The 19,635-nt window shown below is 28.1% G+C and carries 18 protein-coding genes; 4 read left to right on the top strand and 14 right to left on the bottom strand.

Annotation, left to right across the window (positions count from 1 at the left end):
- The first annotated feature begins 237 nt into the window (after positions 1-237).
- Positions 238-771, top strand: a complete 534-nt coding sequence (locus tag ABDZ60_RS04825; RefSeq protein ID WP_343776807.1) for an IS3 family transposase — start codon at positions 238-240, stop codon at positions 769-771.
- Positions 772-947: 176 nt separating this feature from the next.
- Here ABDZ60_RS04825 and ABDZ60_RS04820 read toward each other — a convergent pair whose 3' ends face one another.
- From ABDZ60_RS04820 to ABDZ60_RS04770, 11 genes are all read right to left on the bottom strand, one after another.
- Positions 948-1,139: a hypothetical protein gene (locus tag ABDZ60_RS04820; protein ID WP_343776483.1), complete on the bottom strand. Its 192-nt coding sequence runs from the start codon at positions 1,137-1,139 to the stop codon at positions 948-950.
- 100 nt (positions 1,140-1,239) lie between these two features.
- Entirely contained in the window at positions 1,240-1,500 is a 261-nt protein-coding gene (locus tag ABDZ60_RS04815) for a hypothetical protein (RefSeq protein WP_343776481.1), read from the bottom strand.
- Entirely contained in the window at positions 1,446-2,456 is a 1,011-nt protein-coding gene (locus ABDZ60_RS04810) for an ABC transporter ATP-binding protein (protein WP_343776479.1), read from the bottom strand. The genes ABDZ60_RS04815 and ABDZ60_RS04810 overlap by 55 nt, the downstream gene beginning before the upstream one ends.
- Positions 2,434-3,480 (bottom strand): ABC transporter ATP-binding protein, encoded by a 1,047-nt coding sequence (locus ABDZ60_RS04805; protein WP_343776477.1) that lies wholly within the window; start codon positions 3,478-3,480, stop codon positions 2,434-2,436. Before ABDZ60_RS04805 ends, ABDZ60_RS04810 begins: the two co-directional genes overlap by 23 nt.
- Positions 3,481-3,491: 11 nt before the next feature.
- Positions 3,492-4,406, bottom strand: a complete 915-nt coding sequence (locus ABDZ60_RS04800) for an ABC transporter permease (protein WP_343776475.1) — start codon at positions 4,404-4,406, stop codon at positions 3,492-3,494.
- A 3-nt stretch (positions 4,407-4,409) separates the two neighbouring features.
- A complete protein-coding gene (locus tag ABDZ60_RS04795) occupies positions 4,410-5,384 on the bottom strand; it encodes an ABC transporter permease (protein WP_343776473.1) in 975 nt (324 codons plus the stop codon).
- 69 nt (positions 5,385-5,453) lie between these two features.
- The gene (locus ABDZ60_RS04790; RefSeq protein ID WP_343776471.1) at positions 5,454-7,343 is read right to left on the bottom strand and encodes an ABC transporter substrate-binding protein; all 1,890 of its coding nucleotides are present in this window, start codon (positions 7,341-7,343) and stop codon (positions 5,454-5,456) included.
- 243 nt (positions 7,344-7,586) lie between these two features.
- Positions 7,587-9,782, bottom strand: a complete 2,196-nt coding sequence (locus tag ABDZ60_RS04785; protein WP_343776469.1) for an alpha-galactosidase — start codon at positions 9,780-9,782, stop codon at positions 7,587-7,589.
- Between the two features lie 738 nt (positions 9,783-10,520).
- The gene (locus ABDZ60_RS04780) at positions 10,521-10,970 is read right to left on the bottom strand and encodes a fructose PTS transporter subunit IIA (RefSeq protein ID WP_343776467.1); all 450 of its coding nucleotides are present in this window, start codon (positions 10,968-10,970) and stop codon (positions 10,521-10,523) included.
- 41 nt (positions 10,971-11,011) lie between these two features.
- Positions 11,012-12,424 carry a PTS fructose transporter subunit IIC gene (locus tag ABDZ60_RS04775; RefSeq protein WP_047001017.1) on the bottom strand — a complete coding sequence of 471 codons (1,413 nt, stop codon included), beginning with the start codon at positions 12,422-12,424 and terminating at the stop codon, positions 11,012-11,014.
- 114 nt (positions 12,425-12,538) lie between these two features.
- Positions 12,539-14,479, bottom strand: coding sequence for a BglG family transcription antiterminator (locus ABDZ60_RS04770; protein ID WP_343776464.1), 1,941 nt, complete (start codon positions 14,477-14,479; stop codon positions 12,539-12,541).
- 222 nt (positions 14,480-14,701) lie between these two features.
- Between ABDZ60_RS04770 and ABDZ60_RS04765 the strand changes: the two genes are divergently transcribed.
- The 3 genes from ABDZ60_RS04765 to ABDZ60_RS04755 all read left to right on the top strand — a co-directional run bounded on the left by ABDZ60_RS04765 (position 14,702) and on the right by ABDZ60_RS04755 (position 17,031).
- Complete coding sequence (locus ABDZ60_RS04765; RefSeq protein WP_343776462.1) at positions 14,702-14,947, top strand: hypothetical protein; 246 nt, start codon at positions 14,702-14,704, stop codon at positions 14,945-14,947.
- 23 nt (positions 14,948-14,970) lie between these two features.
- The gene (locus ABDZ60_RS04760; protein WP_343776460.1) at positions 14,971-15,129 is read left to right on the top strand and encodes a hypothetical protein; all 159 of its coding nucleotides are present in this window, start codon (positions 14,971-14,973) and stop codon (positions 15,127-15,129) included.
- A gap of 120 nt (positions 15,130-15,249) precedes the next feature.
- On the top strand, positions 15,250-17,031 hold the full coding sequence (locus ABDZ60_RS04755) for a methyl-accepting chemotaxis protein (RefSeq protein WP_084820745.1): 1,782 nt from the start codon (positions 15,250-15,252) through the stop codon (positions 17,029-17,031).
- A gap of 35 nt (positions 17,032-17,066) precedes the next feature.
- Here the strand turns inward: ABDZ60_RS04755 and ABDZ60_RS04750 are convergent, their stop codons facing one another.
- The 3 genes from ABDZ60_RS04750 to ABDZ60_RS04740 all read right to left on the bottom strand — a co-directional run bounded on the left by ABDZ60_RS04750 (position 17,067) and on the right by ABDZ60_RS04740 (position 19,561).
- The gene (locus ABDZ60_RS04750; RefSeq protein ID WP_047001003.1) at positions 17,067-17,390 is read right to left on the bottom strand and encodes a hypothetical protein; all 324 of its coding nucleotides are present in this window, start codon (positions 17,388-17,390) and stop codon (positions 17,067-17,069) included.
- A 135-nt stretch (positions 17,391-17,525) separates the two neighbouring features.
- Positions 17,526-18,860 (bottom strand): sensor histidine kinase, encoded by a 1,335-nt coding sequence (locus ABDZ60_RS04745; protein WP_343776456.1) that lies wholly within the window; start codon positions 18,858-18,860, stop codon positions 17,526-17,528.
- A gap of 32 nt (positions 18,861-18,892) precedes the next feature.
- Positions 18,893-19,561: a response regulator transcription factor gene (locus ABDZ60_RS04740; protein WP_047001001.1), complete on the bottom strand. Its 669-nt coding sequence runs from the start codon at positions 19,559-19,561 to the stop codon at positions 18,893-18,895.
- Positions 19,562-19,635 lie beyond the last annotated feature (74 nt).

The raw sequence follows: 19,635 nt of genomic DNA, 5'->3' as shown, positions 1-19,635 counted from the left end.
CAAAATTTAACTCTTTAGAAGAAGAAGTCGAATATTTAAAAATGGAAGTTGAATTTCTAAAAAGGCTACGAGCTCTATCATAAAACTTAAAATAAGAGAAATATATAATATTATTAAATTGATGTCTATTAGATATTATATAAGTAAGCTTTGTAAGCTAGCTAGTGTATCTCTCAGTGGATATTATAAATGGATTAGTACCGAAGACTTAGTGATAGAGCAAAGGAAAATAAGCTTATTAAACAACTAATATTAGAAATACACAATAAATATAGAGGTACCTATGGACATAAGAGAATGTGTATAGCTATTAATAATAATCTAAGTTTTACTGTAAATCATAAGAGAGTGTATCGTCTTATGAAAGAACTTAATATAAAATCAGTGATTAGGAAGAAAGTTTATAACCGTAGATTTAAACCTTCAAGTGTAGCTGATACTATACTTGATAGAAATTTTAGTGCAGATAATTCATTTAAAAAGTTATGTATGGATATTACGTATATACCTATTGATAAATCAACGCGACTTTTCTTATATCTTAATGCAGTAAAAGACGTTTTCGATGTCCAAATTATTGCTTATGATTTAAGTTTGAGAAATGATGTAATTCTAGTTCAAAATACCCTTAATAAATTATCTGAGATGAATTTATTCCAAAACTGCATCTTACATACAGATCAAGGATTTCAATATACAAGAAGTCAATATTCGAATTTTCTAAATAAAATTGGCATGAGTCCGATAGAATATCTCACTCATGCCGCTTAATTTGGCTTTTTTTATTACTGTCTACTTGACAGGGACAATACTACAGACAGCCCCTTTAATTTCATAAACTACGCAGTAGTTTCATCTACAACTGTGCACTGTGAACTGTGTACTAAAAAATATAACTAATTGGAAGATAATTTATCATTGTAATTTTTTCAAATTAATTTAAATAATTATATATTTAAAGCTCTTAGCTTATGTATTATTTCTATTTGATTGCTATACATATCTTCTCTTTCATTTATATATATTCTTTTTAGCTCTTCATCCTTTTCTTTATTTATCTTATCATCCATTTCTTTTATTAGCTCTCCAAGCTTATATAAATGCAATGCAAGCTCTAATGCATTAGTTTCACTTCCCATGACTTCACCCCTTACAGTAATTTAATAATCTAGGTTTAGGTAAGTTTTCTAGATTAATAATATATAGGCTATTATTAATTTTCACATCATCTTCTTATACCTAACTATTACTACTTTTATTGCTAAGATATCTTATAGGAATTCTTCCAAAGATAACTACAAATAAACTTATAGTTATACATATTGTATATAGAACTTTTGCCTCTTCATTATCTAAGCTAAGTAATATCCCTATTAAAGATATTCCTAACATTCCTGCAAAAATAGCTTGTATAAGTTTTATAAAAGTTATTATTGAACTTAATTCTATATTGCTTTGTTTTCTAACCTTATCTTTTCTACCTCTTGTACGTGATGACATGCTACATAGCCTCCCTTATATTCAAGTAATTTAGGCTCTTCTTTTTCACATTTTTCTGTATAATAAGGACATCTTGTATGAAATCTACATCCTGTTGGAGGGTTAGTTATACTTGGCATATCTAATGTCCTAAGTGGTAATTTTTTAGATGAACCTGCCTCCCTTTTCCCAGCCTTTTCTGGAACTGCTGCAAGTAAAGCATGGAAATATGGATGTTTTGGATTATCTATTGCATCATAAATATTATTAAGCTCAATTATTTTACCTAAATACATTACAACTAATCTGCCATTTTTAGCAACATATCTTGCTGTTGCTAAATCATGAGTAATATACACAAAGGATATATTATATTTTTTATTCATCTTAGTCATTAAATCAATAAGTGCTATTCTTAAAGATACGTCTACCATTGATACTGGCTCATCTGCAACAATAAGCTTTGGTTTAACTGATAATGCTCTAGCTAATAATATTCTTTGTCTTTGTCCTCCACTTAATTGATGTGGATATTTATATAAAAATTGTTCTTGTGGAACTAATCCAACTTCTGCAAAATATTCTTTTAATATTTTTTCTGCTTCATCTTTGCTTTTTGCTATTTTATGTTGTAATAATGGAAGTGATAAAGATTGAAATATAGTCCTATTAGGATTTAATGCTGCAAAGGAATCTTGATGAACCATTTGTACCCCAAGTCTATAATCCTTAAAATCACCCCTTTTGAGCTTTGTAATATCTTTACCTTTATAATAAATCTTACCTTGGCTTGGTTTATGAATCCCTACAATAAGCTTTCCTAAAGTTGTTTTCCCACATCCACTTTCTCCAACTACTGCAACAATTTCTCCTTCATTTACTTCTAAATTTATATCTGATAAAACTGTAACCTTTTGTTTCTTATTAACTTTGTTGTCAAATTCAATACTAAGGTTATCTATTTTTAATAGGCTCATTTCCAACCGCCTCCATATAATATTCAATATTTAAGTTTTCTGCATATTTGTAACATCTTGTACATTGTGTTTCATTTACAAAATACATTTTCTTAGTCTTTTCTCTATCTGCTTCACATTTGCCTTCTAAGAAAATACTGCAACGTGGTGAAAACTTACATTCTCTAAAATCTTGTATAAGATTTGGAGGATTACCTGGTATTGCTTTTCTTTTTGTTACATCATCTCTAAGCGTTGGTATTGCATTTAATAATCCTTTTGTATATGGATGTGATGGATCTTGAAATACATCATCAACTTCTCCATATTCCACCAATTCACCTGCATACATTACAGCTATTCTATCTATAACTCCTGATATCACTGATATATCATGAGTTAAAAATATTAATGTTACACCTAAACGTTTGTGTATATCTTTTAATATATCAAGGATATACCATTGAGTAATTACATCTAAAGCTGTTGTAGGCTCATCAAGTAATATTACCTTTGGATCTAAAATAAGACTTAAGGCTATTAAAACTCTTTGCTTCATACCACCACTTAATTGATGTGGATAATATTCTAATACACTTTTATCTAGTCTTACATGCTTTAATACTTCTTCAGCTTTTTTTAGTATATCCTCCTCTTTTTCATTAGGAGAATGAGCTAATACTGTTTCTATAAAGTGCTCTTTTATTTTTAAAACTGGATTTAAGGCATTTTGTGCTGCTTGAAATACTGTAGCTATTTCTTTCCATCTATATTGATTAAATTCATTAACACTTAAGTTTAATAAATTTATTTTATTGTCTTCATCATCATAATAGTAAACTTCACCAGATGTTATTTTACCTGGAGCTTGAACAAGATTTAATATTCCTGAAGCTAGTGTTGATTTACCACTGCCGCTTTCCCCTATTATCCCTACAACTTCATTTTTATAAATTGTAAATGATATATTGTCACAAGCTTTTAAGTTACCATTTTTCAAGAAAAATTCTATTGTAAGATTTTTTATTTCAATTAACGGTTTCATAAATAATCCTCCTATTGTTTACGTAATCTTGGATTCATTGCTTCATCTAACCCATTTGCAAATAAATAACAACCTAATTGGAATAATACGATTCCCATAATTGGAGTTAAGAAATATACTACTGGTCCAATACCACCATAAAGTACAGCTGATTGTGACATTGCCATTTGTATCATCATTCCCCAATGGCTTCCTTCAAATGGAACTAAACCTAAAACCATTAATGAAACTGAAGTCATTATAGCTCCCTTCATTATTGATATGAAGTTAATTGCTATAAATGAAACTATATTAGGTACTACATCTTTTATTATTATATTAAAAGTGCTTATTCCCATTATTCTGCTTGCTTCAATAAAATCCTTATTTCTAATTACAAGCACTTGTGATCTTATTGCTTTAGCAAGCCCTGCCCAAGACCACAAACTAAGTACTAATCCAAATAATACATCATTAGTAACATTTACAACCATAGATAAAACCATTGTTACTGGTAAAGTTGGCATTGTTAAAACTATGTCTGTTATTAGCATTAATATGCTATCTGTCTTTCCACCCAAAAGCCCTGCAGTTATACCTATTCCACAAGCAAATAATATTGAAAATACTGCTGCATAGAAAGCAACTAACAAAACTGCTCTAGATCCATTTATAAATAATGCTAATATATCTCTTCCTGCATAATCTGTTCCAAGTAAATGCTCTGCTGATGGTGCTTTTAATCTAGCTAAATAATTTGATTTTGGTTCTTCAAATATCATATGTCCAAAAATAGCCATAAGTAAAAATATACCTAAAATTATAAAACCTACTCTTGCCATTTTATTGCCCCAAATAACTTCAAAAAATTCTTTTAGAGAATTTAAAAATGAGCCTTCTTTATTTAAATTTTTATTTTTTTCCTTTACTGCAACTGTACTACTCATATCTTATTTCTCCCTTAATCTTGGATTTAATTTAGTATTTAAAAACTCTGCAAATACTCCTGCTAATAATACCATTACTATTATCATTAAAAACATTCCTTGCATAAGTGGATAATCTCTTCTAGAAATAGCTGTTGTTAAATAATATCCAACTCCTGGATAAACGAATAAATTTTCTATTAATGGAGAACCACCAAACATCATTCCAAAAGATATTGCAACACTAGTTACCATAGGCAACATAGCATTTCTACCTAGATAGCTAAATATTATGCGTTTATCTGATATTCCTCTAGCCTTTGCATAATTTATGTAGTCCTCTCCTAGTACTGACATACAATTTGCTTTCATCCCCATAATCCAGCCTGCTAGTGTTGTTAAGAAATATGATAATACTGGAAGTGCTGCATGCTTTAAAACATTTAATATAAATTGAGCGTTAAATCCCGGAGTTACTGATGAACTATAAGCTCCTTTTGATGGAAAAAGTCCAAGAGATAATGAAAATAATAAAACAAGTAAATAAGCTATTATATAATCTGGAATTGATCCTAATATAGCTTGATATCCCGTTAATACTCCATCTAATGTTTTGCTTCTCTTCCAAGCTACATATATTCCAAGTATTACTCCTACAGTAAAGGATAAAAATAATGATATTGAGCATACAAGTAAAGTCCATGGTAATGCTCCTAAAACTATTGTTGAAACTGATTCTTTAAAAGACATTGATTGGCCTAAGTTTCCTGATAATATTGCTTTTACATATGAAGTAAATCTTTCAACTACTGGAATATCAGGATCGTAATTTAATGCTAATTTTGCTTTATTATATGCTATATCATATGGAAGTTGGCTTGTTCTTATATATTCTTGTGCAAGTGTTTCTACTGGATCTCCAGGCATGGCCTGTATAACAAAAAATATTAATAGTAATGAAACTAACATTGTTATTAAGGCAGTTGCTAACTTCTTCATTGTAAAATCCCCCTTTAGTTTTGAATATAGGGTTGTTCTACTTAACAACCCTATACATTCTTAATTTAATTATTTAACATAATATAATTCTTCTGATCTTATTGCTTTACCTAAAATAGCACTTGGTGTACCTGACCAATAAAAATTATTTGTTACAACTCCTGTTTCTACTTCTGGCATTGAAAGTTCAGGATTATGAATTCTGAATATATAATTTTTTTCTGTTACAGGAATAAACCATACATTATCATTAAAAAACTTAGCAAATTCTTCTGTAACTGCAGATATTTCTTCATCTGTACCAGCCTCAAATAATTTTGTCATATGTTGAGAATAGTTAAAGTCTTCGCCTGTTTCTTCATCCTTCCAAATTAACTCACCTTGTTCAGGGAACTTAAGATTCATACCTCTTTTTCCATACCACCAAATACCACTGTAAGATTCATTTGGATGTTGAGTGCTTATTGCACCTCCAAAATTATCCACTGTCATATGTGCATCACCACTAGCTACATAATCATTGTATGCGGCTGCTTCTTTTGGCGTAAATACAGCATTTAATCCAAAATCTTTCATCATATTTGTAGTTGCTTCTGCTATAACAACATGGTTTGGATATTCACCTGCTCCTGCTATTATAATTTCTGGACTTTGTCCATCTTTATCAACCCATTGATCTGCTTTTTTAGTCCATCCGGCTTTTTCCAGGTATTCCTTAGCTTTATCTAAATTAACATCATAATTTTCTAATGTATTTAAAAAGTCTTTACTTAAATATTTATCTCTAACTGATGGAGGTAATGCTACAGCATATTCATCTCCCTTTACCATTCCTGGCTCTGATACTGGTGCTATTTGTGCAATATCTATTATATAAGCTATAGCCTTTCTTACATTAACATCGTTAGTTGGGTACTTTTGTGTATTCATACAAAATCCAACTGCACTGAATTCTGGAACTACAATTTGTCTAATTGTATCTTTATTATTTTGTGCAACCTTTAATGCCATATCTGGTGATAATCCCATACCTTCAGCATCATAATCTCCATTTGATATTGCTAGTGCATTTGATTCTGTACTAGTTGGCCTGATACCTATAATTTTTTCTATGTGTAACGGAACTCTATAATAAGGGTTTTGCTCAAAGATTATTTCTGCTGAAGTCATAGTCTTTGGAACATATGCTCCTGAAACCTTTATACTCATTAAATCTGGTAAGTAATTATTTAAGGCTTTAGTTGCTTCAGCAACCTTCTTATCTCCCTCTTCTGTAAATTTATAATTTCTATTATCACCAATTACTCTATAATTTTCAAAAACATCTTGATACTCTTTTGCAAACTCTCCGTAATTTGATACTGGATACTTTAATGCTGTTTTTAAAATATAATCAAGTAATAGTGTTGCATCTTTTACATACTTAACTTGTATAGTTAAGTCGTCCACTTTTTTTACAGATTCAGCATAATAAGCAATATTATTTACTGTCATATCCATAAATAAATTACACATCAAATCATCTATTGTAATATCACTTCCGTCACTCCATTTGAGATCTTTCTTTAACTTTAATGTTAAAACCTTATCTTTAAATTCATAACTTTCTAATAATGATGGCTTAAAAGTCTTCTCTGGTTTAGAACTATAATCTGTTAAGTAATCATAAATTATTGGTTCCATTGACCATTCCGGACCACCATTTACCGCTGGATTTCCATGTGCAGCTGCTCCTGGTGTAAAGTATACTGTTGTACTTAATGTAGTTCCCTTAGCATCAGCCTTTTCTCCAGCAAGCTTTGCATTAGTCATAGTAGTTTTAACGCTAACAACTTCATCCATAATTTGTTCAGCTGTTTGACTTTCTGTCCCACTGCTCTTACATCCTACAAATATAGATGCAGTTAATGCTAATGTCATAGTTAGTGCTATAAGTCGTTTTAACTTATTATTTTTCATAACCTTCCCCCTACTTTCATAGTAAATAACTATCATTTAGTTTACATCTAGAGTATAATTTATCTAAAAATCCAGGTAAACGTTTCACAAAGAATAGAATAAGTATGGTTTATATATATTAAAAATTGCATACTTTTTCAGTTCACAGTGCACAATTCATAATTGGTCGCTAGTTTACAGGGAATAGGTAACAGGGAACAAAAAAAGAAATTCAGCTTCACTGAATTTCTCTTTTTATAATTGTTAACTGTTAATCGTTTTAAGGTGAATTAATTTTCCCTTAAAGTCTCCGTGTAAATTAGTTAAATTAATTCCTGCATTCATTAATGCTCCACCAGATATAACTTCTCCACTTTCTCCATTTTTATAGAACTTATCTTCTATTAATCCTTTTAATTTTATTCTTATGCTATGGTAATTTGGTCTTCCAAATACTTGTATACAAGTAACTAAAACTTCACTTTTATCTTTAGATACTACTGACCAAACATCAAAGGAATTATTTTCAGAGAAATTTTCTATTCTATAATAATCTCCTCTTCTTATTAAATCATTATATTTATGATACATTTCTATTTGTTTTGGTATCATTTCTCTATCTTCCTCTGGAATTCTAGTTACATCAAGTTCATATCCAAAAGTTCCTGATAAAGCTACATATCCTCTTGTTTCAAAAGGTGTTGTTCTTCCAACAGTATGATTTGGACAATCGCTAACATGAGCACCTATGGCTGAAAGTGGATAAACCATAGATGTTCCTTCTTGTATTTTTAATCTTTCTATAGCATCAGTATCATCAGAACACCAAATTTGTGGACTATAATAAAGCATTCCTGGATCAAATCTTGCTCCACCACCTGAACAGTTTTCTAGTAAAATATGTGGAAAATCTTTAGTTAATCTATCCATCATATCATATACTGCTAAAACATATCTATGAAATAATTCTCCTTGATTTTCTGAACTTAATCCATAGCTTCCTAAGTCTGTTAACTGCCTATTCATATCCCATTTTACATATGTTATATTTGCACTAGATAAAATTTCCTTTATGCTGTCATATATATAATCTACTATTTCTTTTCTTGATAAATCTAGTACATATTGTTCTCTACATAAAGCTGGCTCACGTCCTGGTATTTTAATACACCAATCTGGATGCTTTCTAAACAATTCTGAATCCCCTGAAATCATTTCTGGTTCAACCCATATTCCAAATTCCATTCCAAGTTTATTAACTTCATCAACTAAATTTTTAAGACCACCATTTATTTTATCTTCATTTACAACCCAATCCCCCAAAGATGAATTATCAGAATTACGTTTTCCAAACCACCCATCATCCATAACTAGCATTTCAATACCTAGCTTTGATGCTTCCTTTGCAATATCTATTAATTTTTCTGTATTAAAATCAAAGTAAGTTGCTTCCCAGTTATTTATTAATATTGGCCTCTTCTTATCCTTATACTTTCCTCTAATTAAATGGTTACGATATAAATCATGAAAAGTCCTTGTCATTTTTCCTATACCTTCATTTGAATAAACCATAACAACTTCTGGTGCTATAAATTCTTCATCTTTATCTAATACCCAACTAAAATCTGTTGGATTTATTCCCATTACAAATCTTGTTGTGTCAAATTGACATCCTTCAATTTGTGAAAAGAAATTTCCTGAATAAACAAAATTAAAACCATATACATCACCATAATCATCTGTTGCTTTATTATCTAATAAAGCTATAAATGGATTATCTTGATGGCTTGACTCACCTCTTTTACTTGATACTACTTGCTTTCCATATCCAATTTTCTTTCTTTGAATATGTCTTTCTCTGGCCCATGAACCATGAAGTGATATCATATCGTAATCAATTCCTTCAATGTCAACACAAGTTGATAAGACCTTAGTTAAAGTAATTTTATCTTGACTAGAGTTTTTTACTTTAACACTTCTTGTAATAGCATCTAAATTCTCAAATACAGTATAAACAAGTACAACTTGTAAATTTAAGTATCTATCTATACAAGTTATTTCAAGAGTTGTACAATCATTTTCACTTCCATAAGTAGACGGTAATCCCCTAAGTTCTTTTTTTCCTTTATATATTTCATGTGATTTATATTCAAGTTTTACTTGTGAGTGTCCATTTTTATCTTTCACTTGTATTGAAGATTCTCTAAAATCACCTATTCCATGAGTTGAATATTCTGTTGGAAAACTATCATAAAATGATACTCTATCTCTATTATTTTTTGTTGGATAATATGGTGGTTCTTCAAGCCTCATTAAATAATTTATATTTTCATCTATTACTTTCTTTCCAAAGTAAACATGTCCTAAAAACTTTTCTTCATCTACTATAGCTATAATATATGATGTGTTTTTTGCATCAAGCTTAAATACGTTATATTTTTCTATAAATTTTATACTCATAATTATTCCTCCGCTTTCATGATATTTTTAATTATTATTTCTTTGTAAGTAATTAAATAATCCACCTAATAAACCTACATTATTTTTAATTTCTAAATTAACTCCTTGGAATTAAATATTCTTCTTTTGCTTTATTAATTTTCCATATCATAATATCTATAAACATTTCAGAAAAATTATATATATATCATATAATACATGTCTATAAATTTATCTCTTTAATATATAACTGATTATTTATTGTATATTTTTATGTATTTTATACTATAAATTTTTATTTAGCATAAGAAAAATAAATTGCAAAGCAATTTATAAATGAAAGAATGAAAAAATTAAAGTTGTTTTACTAGGCATTGAATACTTAGTGAAGTTGAATGTAATAATAACTGAACTTAGTATGAAAGCTCATCTACTGAAGCTTGCCTGAGGAAAATCTTGCACGTACACTTTATTCTATTTTTTACTCTATAGGAATACCTTTAACAAATTAGATTCTATAAACAATTTATCCACAGATTCTTAGAATATAGTTTCCTATAGAGCAAAAAAGCCTCTGCTTTATACAGAGGCTTTTATAATTATATCTTCATCGTCAATCCAAACCTAAATATATCTACTTGAAAACTTAAAAAAGAAAATTATAAAAGGTTATTCATAGATTTAACTTTATTATAATTTTATAAGGAATAAAGTTATAGACTTAAAAGATTAACTTTTAAGTCTATTATTACAACTAATTTATATAATTGTTCTTTCAAGTAATAATTTTTCTATTACTAATTTATCTGTAGTCTTTTCAATTTCTTCCCTAAATTCATCATCCATTAAGCTTACTGCTAAAATTTGAAGAATTTTTAAATGCTCATTTCCTTCTCCATCTGGGACTGCTATTAGAAATACCATATTTACTTTTTCATCATCTAAACTTTCCCATTCTATTCCTCTTTTACTTTTACCTACAATAACTGTAGGAACCCTTACCCACTTAGATTTAGCATGAGGAATTGCTACTCCATCACCTATTCCTGTTGTTGAAATAGCTTCTCTCTTTCTCACGTCTTCTATATACTTATTTACATCTATTAACCTATCCTTAGCTAATTGTGCTAGGTAGCCTATTGTTTCTATTTTTTCATTTGTTTCTAAATCTAAATCCATGTATTTTATATCAAATAATTTATTGCTCATTTTGCTTACCTCTCTTTAGCCTCTTCTTAAATTATCTTACTTTATTTTTCTGCTTTTCTATCTCTTATAGATTTTAAATAGTTTACCATAATAGCTGTTACTCCTGAACCTACTACTATTGCAACTAAGAACATTACTACTCCATCTACTCCACCCATTAGTGCTACTATAGGTCCACCATGAGGAACTCTATCTGCTACTTTTGCAAACATCGCTATATTTGCTGCAACTATAGATCCAACAATTAATGATGGAATAACTCTTAATGGATCAACTGATGCAAAAGGTATTGCTCCTTCTGTAATTCCACAAAGTCCCATTGCAAATGAAGCCTTACCTGCATCTACTTCATCCTTACTATAATGTTTCTTTCCTATGAATGTTGCTATCCCCATTCCAATTGGAGGTACAGCTATAGCAGCAGCTATTGGTCCCATTATCTCCGGTCTTCCTTCTGTAATCATTGCTACTCCAAACAAGAATGCAACTTTATTTACTGGACCACCCATATCAAATGCAATCATCGCACCTAGTATTGTGGCTAAAGCTACTGAACTTGCTCCTGATAATCCTGATAAGAAGTTAGTTAATCCTTCAAATATTGATGTTATAGGTCCACCTAAAACTAGTATAAACGCTAGGCCTGTTGTTAATGTTGATATTATTGGTATTATTATTATTGGCATAATTGGTTTTATTATTTCTGGAACTTTTATAGATTTTAAACCTTTAGTAACATATCCAGCTAAGAATCCTGTTACTATTCCACCTAAGAACCCCGCATTTGCCTCTGATCCATAGAAAGATCCGTTCGCTGCTATATACCCACCTATTAATCCTGGAACTAAACCTGGTCTATCTGCAATTGAAAATGCTATAAATCCTGATAATACAGGAACCATAAATGTAAATCCTGCTCCACCTATCTTCTCAATAGTTTTCCAAAATGAATCTTCTGGTATTGCTAATCCATTAGGTGTTGGTTCACCACCAAAAGCTAGTGCTATTGCTATAAGTAATCCAGCTACGACAACAACTGGAATCATGTATGAAACTCCACCCATTAAATGCTTATAAAATGATGGTTGTTTTGATTTCATTTCTTTTTTAGCTTCATCAACTGATTTTATTTTAGTTGTTTTTTTCTTTTCAACCTTTCCATCTAAAAACAGTTGAATTATAGCATCTGGTTCTTTTATCGCCTTTGCTATAGGGCACTCGTAAATTGCCATTCCTTCAAATCTATCTAAATTTACTGATTTATCCGCTGCTATTATAACACCATCTGCTTCTTTTAAATCTTCATCGGTTATAATATTTTCTGCTCCTGTTGATCCTTGAGTTTCTACCTTTATTTCTACTCCCATTTTCTTTGCAATCTTATTTAACTTTTCTGCTGCTATATAGGTATGTGCAATTCCTACAGGACATGATGTAACTGCTAATAATTTCATATTTATCTCCTCCTACAAATTTTATTATATCGTTTTGCTTCCTTTGATGATTTAATTATATAGCCGATGAAAACATATTCACAGTTATATAATTTCACCTACTAGAGGAAATTTTTAATCAATTATTTTTATAAACTCATCGAAATTATTGGCCTTTATTAATTCAAATACTAAGTCAATATCTAAAATTTTTTTATAAACTTGCTCTAAAATTACCTTTAATAATTGATGATCTTTTTTAGCAATGCCAACTAAAAATACTACTTGCACTTTTTCCTTTTCCCATGTAATTGCTTTTCTTAATATTGCCACAGCTATAAATGACTTTTCTATTCCATCATGCATTGTATGCGGAATTGCCACCAAATCTCCAATCTCTGTACTAGATAATTGTTCTCTTTTAAATATTTCTTCTTTCACAATATTATTTATATAATTTAACTTTAATAAATTATTAGTTATTTTTTCAAGAACATCGTATCTACCCAATCCATCTATTGATTTCATAAATAACTCTTCTTTAAATATATCTAATAATCTCGTACTATATATATTAGAATCATATATTATATCTTTTATTAATTTAACTTCTTCCTTATCTAATAAGTTTTTAATATATATAACCTTTTTAGAGTCTATGTCTAAAGGGATTGTTGTAATTATTAAATCTATATTTTCAAGTATATCTTTATCAAATTCATACCAAGGAATAGTATCAACTATATCTAACTTATCTTTAAATTTACTTTCTAATTTAACTTTAAGTAATAAAGATGTTCCAACTCCTGTGGTGCAAACTAATATACCCTTTTTCACATTTACCTTTTTACCTTTTATTCTCTCTAAGGATGCTGCAAAATGTAATGTTAAGAATCCAATATCATCTTCGCTTAGTCTTATACCGACAATTCTTTCAATTGTTTTATTTGCTAAAACACCTAATTCAAATGCAAAGGGGTAATTATTTTTTATTGTCGAAAGCATGCTATTTTCAATTTTAATTTCATATTTAGCTCTATTTATTGCAGCTCTTAAATGATTATCTAAAAAGTTTATTAGTATATCATCCTTACTTAAATCTATATTATATATTTTTAAAATCTCTTTTGATATTTCATTTATTAAACTAAAATTAGATTTTTCTGTTTCTAAATACGATTTTTCTGAGTCTGTTATTATTAAGTTACTTGAAATAATATACCTTGTTATATAGCAAATTCCTTGCTTATCTAGCTTTATATTTAAACTATTCTCCAAATCTTTACACAAACTTTGTGCTATCTCTATCTTGTTTTCTTTATGTAATAACGCTATTTCTTTATCATCATACTTTGCATCTTTATTTTTAATATTTCTTATTACCATTATATACGTAAAGTTTAATAAGTTATTAAAGGCTATATCTGTTAATCTTAATTTATATTTTTGTAGGTTTTCTATTAAGATTCTTTCTATATTATTTAAAGCTCCTTTGCCTAATTCCCTTTCAAAGATGATTTTAAATTCACTAATAAAAAACTTATTATTAGATTTTAGATATTTTAATATACATTTTCGTATATCATCTTCTTTACCACTTATAACTATGCCTTTATTACTATTTTTTACAATATCTAACTTCATACTATGTAAAATATTCTTACTTAATTTAATATCATTTTTTAATGAAGATAAACTTATAAAAAGTTCATCTGCTAAATCCATTTGAATAATTCCATCAAATCCAATAATCTCATTCAAAAGAAGTCTTATTATTATATATTCTGCTCTTTCTTTAGTGCTTAGATTAATATAATAACTTTTTTTATTATCATTTAACCGATTTAAAAACTCTTTAAAAATATCCTTTTTCTGAATATCTAAAAAGTAACCTTTTCCCTTTTCTGATGATATAACTGCTCCATGATTTTTTAATGTATCATTCAACTCTTTTATGTCACTTCTTATAGTCCTCGAAGAAACTCCTATTGTAGTACATAAATCTTCACCTTTTACTATCTTATTTTTATTCATTAATATATCAATTATTTGTTTTTGTCTTTCACTATTTATCATAAATCATCACCTTTTAAAATTATATATTTTATGAAAACATATTCAAATATATATAATTGCCTTATGTAGAGGAAATTTCCTACCTACAAATTTAAATTTCAAATTTTAAAGATATTATATTTTACCCTAAAATTCAAATAAATCTTTATGCATTTTTAGAAGATAATACTAGGGATTAAAAAAAATATAACTCAAATAATATAAACATAAGGAGGGATTATTATGCCAACAAAACCTAACAGTAAAAAAATTTATTTACCTAATGATAGAACTGGGTATGCTCCAGAAAAACATGCTTTAATTAGTCATGGAAAAGTTGATTCTGAACCAAGTCCATTACCTAGTACTGTAGAAGATGATATAGTAGTAAATAATATTGCTTATATGGAATTTGATTATACAGAACAACCTGAACTAGACAATGAAAGTGATACTAGAACTGAAACAAGTAAAAATAGTAAGAAATAAATATCACAAAGGAGAGATTCGATATGTCTAACAATAAGAAAAATAGAACAGATGGAACAATTCCTATGAAAAATAAAGATGTTGCTACTCCTGTTAATTCAAATAATACATCTAGTTCTGCTTATGAATATACAGATTTAGAAAATATAGCTAGAGTTTCTAAATCTAATCAAAAACGTTAATAAAAATAAATAAAGGAAATCTTTTAATGAACAACTACTAAATTTTTCTATCTATGTATCGATAATTTAAGTAGTTGTTCATTTTTATTTTAAATTTATCGCAATTTAGGGGGAGGGCATATGAGAAAAATACTAAAAGACAAAAATACTAAAAAAGAAAAAACTAAAAATATTAATAAAACTAAAAAAAGTCACAATAAAAAGCTAATTAAAATATCTAATAAACTTAGAAGTTGCTTTGCATTAATTATAGCTTTATTATTATTTATCTGGGGACTTGGACTATATAATATGAATAAAATTAATAGTTCTTCTGAAAAGCTTTACTCAAATAACACTTTAGGAATTATATATATAAATGAATTAAGCGAAAATTCTACATATAATTATCTTAGCAGCAAACTTTTAATAACAAGCAAGGATGAGGCTGAAAAGAAGATTTTAACTCAAAACATTTATTATAATAACAAAAGAAATTCCCAACTTGTTCAGCTTTATAAAGACTTAATTACTAAAGATGAAGATAAACAACGTTTTGATGAAATAATATCTTCTTTAGCTAAATTAGAAGAGCAATCTGATAATATAATTAAAGCTGTAAATGAAAATAGATTAAATGATGCTACTTTATCTTCTTATGATTTAGATAAAATTCGTGGAGACTTTATAATTAAATTAGATAGACTTGTAGAATTAAACAGCAAATGGGCTGAAGAAACTTTACAAATGAATAAAGATACATATAATGATTCATTAATACTTACGTCTATTATTTTAGGGCTTTCAATATTTATTTCTATACTGTCTGCTGCTAGTATAACTTTAAGAATAACTAAGTCTTTATCTAAAATAATGTCTTTATCTAATAGAATAGCTAAATATGACTTGTCTGAAAAGATTGAAATAAAGCATAATGATGAATTTGGACAAATAGCTACGGCTCTTAATATAGCACAAGATAACTTAAAAGAAATAGTACATTCAGTTATCTCTAGCGCCGATGAAGTTAATTTATCAAGTGAAGATTTAGCTTCATCTATTGAAGAAGTAACTTGTCAATTTGATTTAATAAATGATTCATCAAGTGAAATTAACTCTACAATTCAGGAAACTAGCGCTATAACAGAAGAATTATCTGCATCTATTTTAGAAGTAAATGCAAGCATAGATACTCTTTCTGAAAAAGCTACTGATGGTAATATTAATTCAGAAAAAATTCAAAAAAGAGCAACCACTATAAAGAAAGATACTGAATTCGTAATCGATAATACCTCAACTTTATATGAAAGTGTAGAAAATGATATAAAACTATCTATCGAAAAAGCAAAAATAGTTAATGAAATAGTTAATATGACTAATTCTATTGAGGAAATTGCTGAACAAACTAATCTTCTTGCTTTAAATGCATCAATTGAAGCTGCTAGAGCTGGAGAACAAGGTAGAGGATTTGCTGTTGTTGCTGAGGAAGTAAGACTACTTGCAGAACAATCCAGGAGTTCAGTTCAAAGCGTAAAAGAGACAATAAATCAAGTCAGACTTGCCTTTAATAATATCACTGATAGTAGTAATAAATTACTTGAATTTATGGATAGTGAAATAATGAAAGAATTTAAACAGTTCATAAAAATAGGTGATAAATATGAAAAAGATGGAGTATTTATTAGAAAGATGAGTGAGGACATTGCTGCTATGTCTGAAGAAGTATCTGCTACGATGAATGAGCTAAGTAATGCTGTTCAATCAGTTGCATCTATGACTCAAAATTCATCAGCAAATGTAAATTCAGTAAAGAATAGTATAAATGATACTACTAGTGCTATAGAAAAAATGTCCGAAACAGCTATAAATCAAGCTGAATTGGCTATAAAACTTAGAAGTTTATTATCTCAATTTAAATTTTAAATCAAGTAGGTAGATTCATTAGAATCTACCTACTATTATTTTTCTACTCCGTATCTAAATCCCATCATAGAGCCAGATCTTCCACAGTTTCCTCTTCCTCTATTTTCTGAATTTAATCCATATCTATTTCCTTCTCCATTTCCTTGCCCTTGACCCCTGTTTTCTTCCCCATAATAAGGACAGTTTGGATTTCCTAAGCCGGAATTATTATCCTCAGATATATTGTAATTTTCTGTATCACTCACTACTGCTTCACCTGAATTTATTACTGGACTTTCTTCCTCTGCTGCAAAGGCTATGGCTCCTGTACCTATTGTAATAGCCCCTATTATTGATAATGATAAAATTAATTTTTTCATAGTTATTATACCTCCATTAAATATTACTTTATAAGCAAGAATTTTTATTAATTATTCTTACTTTAAGTTCTTTAATAATATAATAACTTTTATTTTTTATAAGTTAATGATTAATTTGTGATTAATTTGTGAAATTTATTTTTGTTTTATTAGGTCATTAGGGATAATAAAATAAAATTTACTTCCCTCCCCTATTTTACTTTCTACTCCATAATTAAATCCATGTGCTAATATTATTTCCTTAGAAATAGCTAAACCTAAACCCATTCCTCCACTTTTATCTTCCTTATAGTATCTATCCCAAATATATTTTATACATTCTTTTTCTATTCCTTTTCCATAATCCTTTATATATATTTCTATATTTTCTTCATTTTCTATTACTCCAAATACTATATTCTTATTATCACTTTTAGAATGTTTTATTGCATTTATAAAGAAGTTTGATAATACCCTAAATAAATAATTATTATCTATATAAACAACTATCCCCCTATTTTTTAGACTTTCTTGTATTTTAAGCTTTAAACTAAAATTACTATAACTATTTTTATTTAAATAATTATTTAACTTACTATAAGTTTCTTTTATGAAGTTATCTAGCTCATACTCTGATAATTTAATTATTTTTTTATTATCTCTTAGTTTGCTTAAAACTAATATTTCTCCTACAAGTTCTGTTAATATATCAACTTCTTCAATAATACTAGATGCATATTCAACAGTTTCGTTGCCAGAAACTAATTTATCTCTTATAACTTCACTATTTGCTCTTATAACACTTAATGGAGTTTTTAAATCATGGCTTACATTTGCAATAAATTCTTTTTGCATATTATCCTTTACTTCAAGTTCTCTTGCCATGCTATCTATACTATCATTTAGTTCTTGAATTTCATCTTTTGTTTTAATTTGAAACCTACTTTCATATATACCCTTTGAAATATCATTAGCTCTCTTTTGTAAAAATACTATTGGTTTTGTAAACTTTTCGCCAAGATAAATAGCAATAAATGTTGATATTATTGCTGAAAATAAAAATATTGCTACCATTATCAAATTAACGCTTTTTATTAATGACTTTGTTCCTTCATAACTTTTATAAACAACTATATCTCCATAACTAGAATTCTTTTTTATACCTATATATGTATCGCCATTATTTGACTTAAAAATTTGTTTTCCTTCTATTTTTTCAAAGTTTATAGATTTACCTTGACCCATCATTCCCATTTGATTCATATGTCCATTACCATTACTTGATTTGCACATATTAATAATTTTTCCATCATTAATTAATACTGCATATATATTGGTAAATTCTGTAACCGTATTGTTTTTTGCCGCTTCTAAAACATATTCGCTGGCCTCTTCTAAATCAATATACTCATTATTTATATATATCTTTGGTAATATAAATGATGTTAAAATCAAGCTAACAATTGCTACTATTACATTCATTAATATCATATACTTTATTATTCTTTTACTTATCTTGTTCATTATTCTATAGTTAGGCTATAGCCTACCCCCCATACAGTTTTTAAATTACATCTAAAAAATTCTACTTTTTCTCTAAGTTTTTTTACATGAGTATCTATAGTTCTAGTATCTCCATAAAAATCATATCCCCAAACACTAGTTATTAAATCTTCTCTTGTAAAAACCTTGTTTTTATTTTTTATTAAAAACATTAATAAGTCATATTCCTTAGGAGTTAAAATAATTTCCTTCTCCTTCTCAAAAACCCTTCTATTATTATCATCTATTCTTAAGTCACACAGTTTAATCTCATTAATATCTTCATTTTTGAAACTATTAATTCTTAGTTTAACTCTTAAAACTAATTCCCTCATACTAATAGGCTTTACCATATAATCATCTGCTCCAAGCTCAAAGCCAAAAATTCTATCTTCCTCTTCTCCTCTAGCACTAGTTATAATAACTTGTGTATATTTATTTAAAGATTTTATTTTCTTTAAAAGGTACCATCCATCTTTATATGGCATCATTACATCTAATACGGCCAAGTCATATATATTTTCTTCAATTAAGTTCTCTGCTACTTTTCCATCATTAGCTAAAGTAACATTATAACCCTCTTTTTCAAGATATAACTTCATAACTTTTCCTATTTGCTTTTCATCCTCTGCTATTAGAATTTTTTTCATATACCCTCCAATTATAAGATAAAATATAAATTATCTAATACTTTCTAATAAAATAATAATCTAGTTATTTAATG

The organism is Clostridium sartagoforme (genome assembly GCF_039521405.1).
Lineage (GTDB): Bacteria > Bacillota > Clostridia > Clostridiales > Clostridiaceae > Clostridium > Clostridium sartagoforme.
This window is presented reverse-complemented; position numbering and strand designations above follow the sequence as displayed.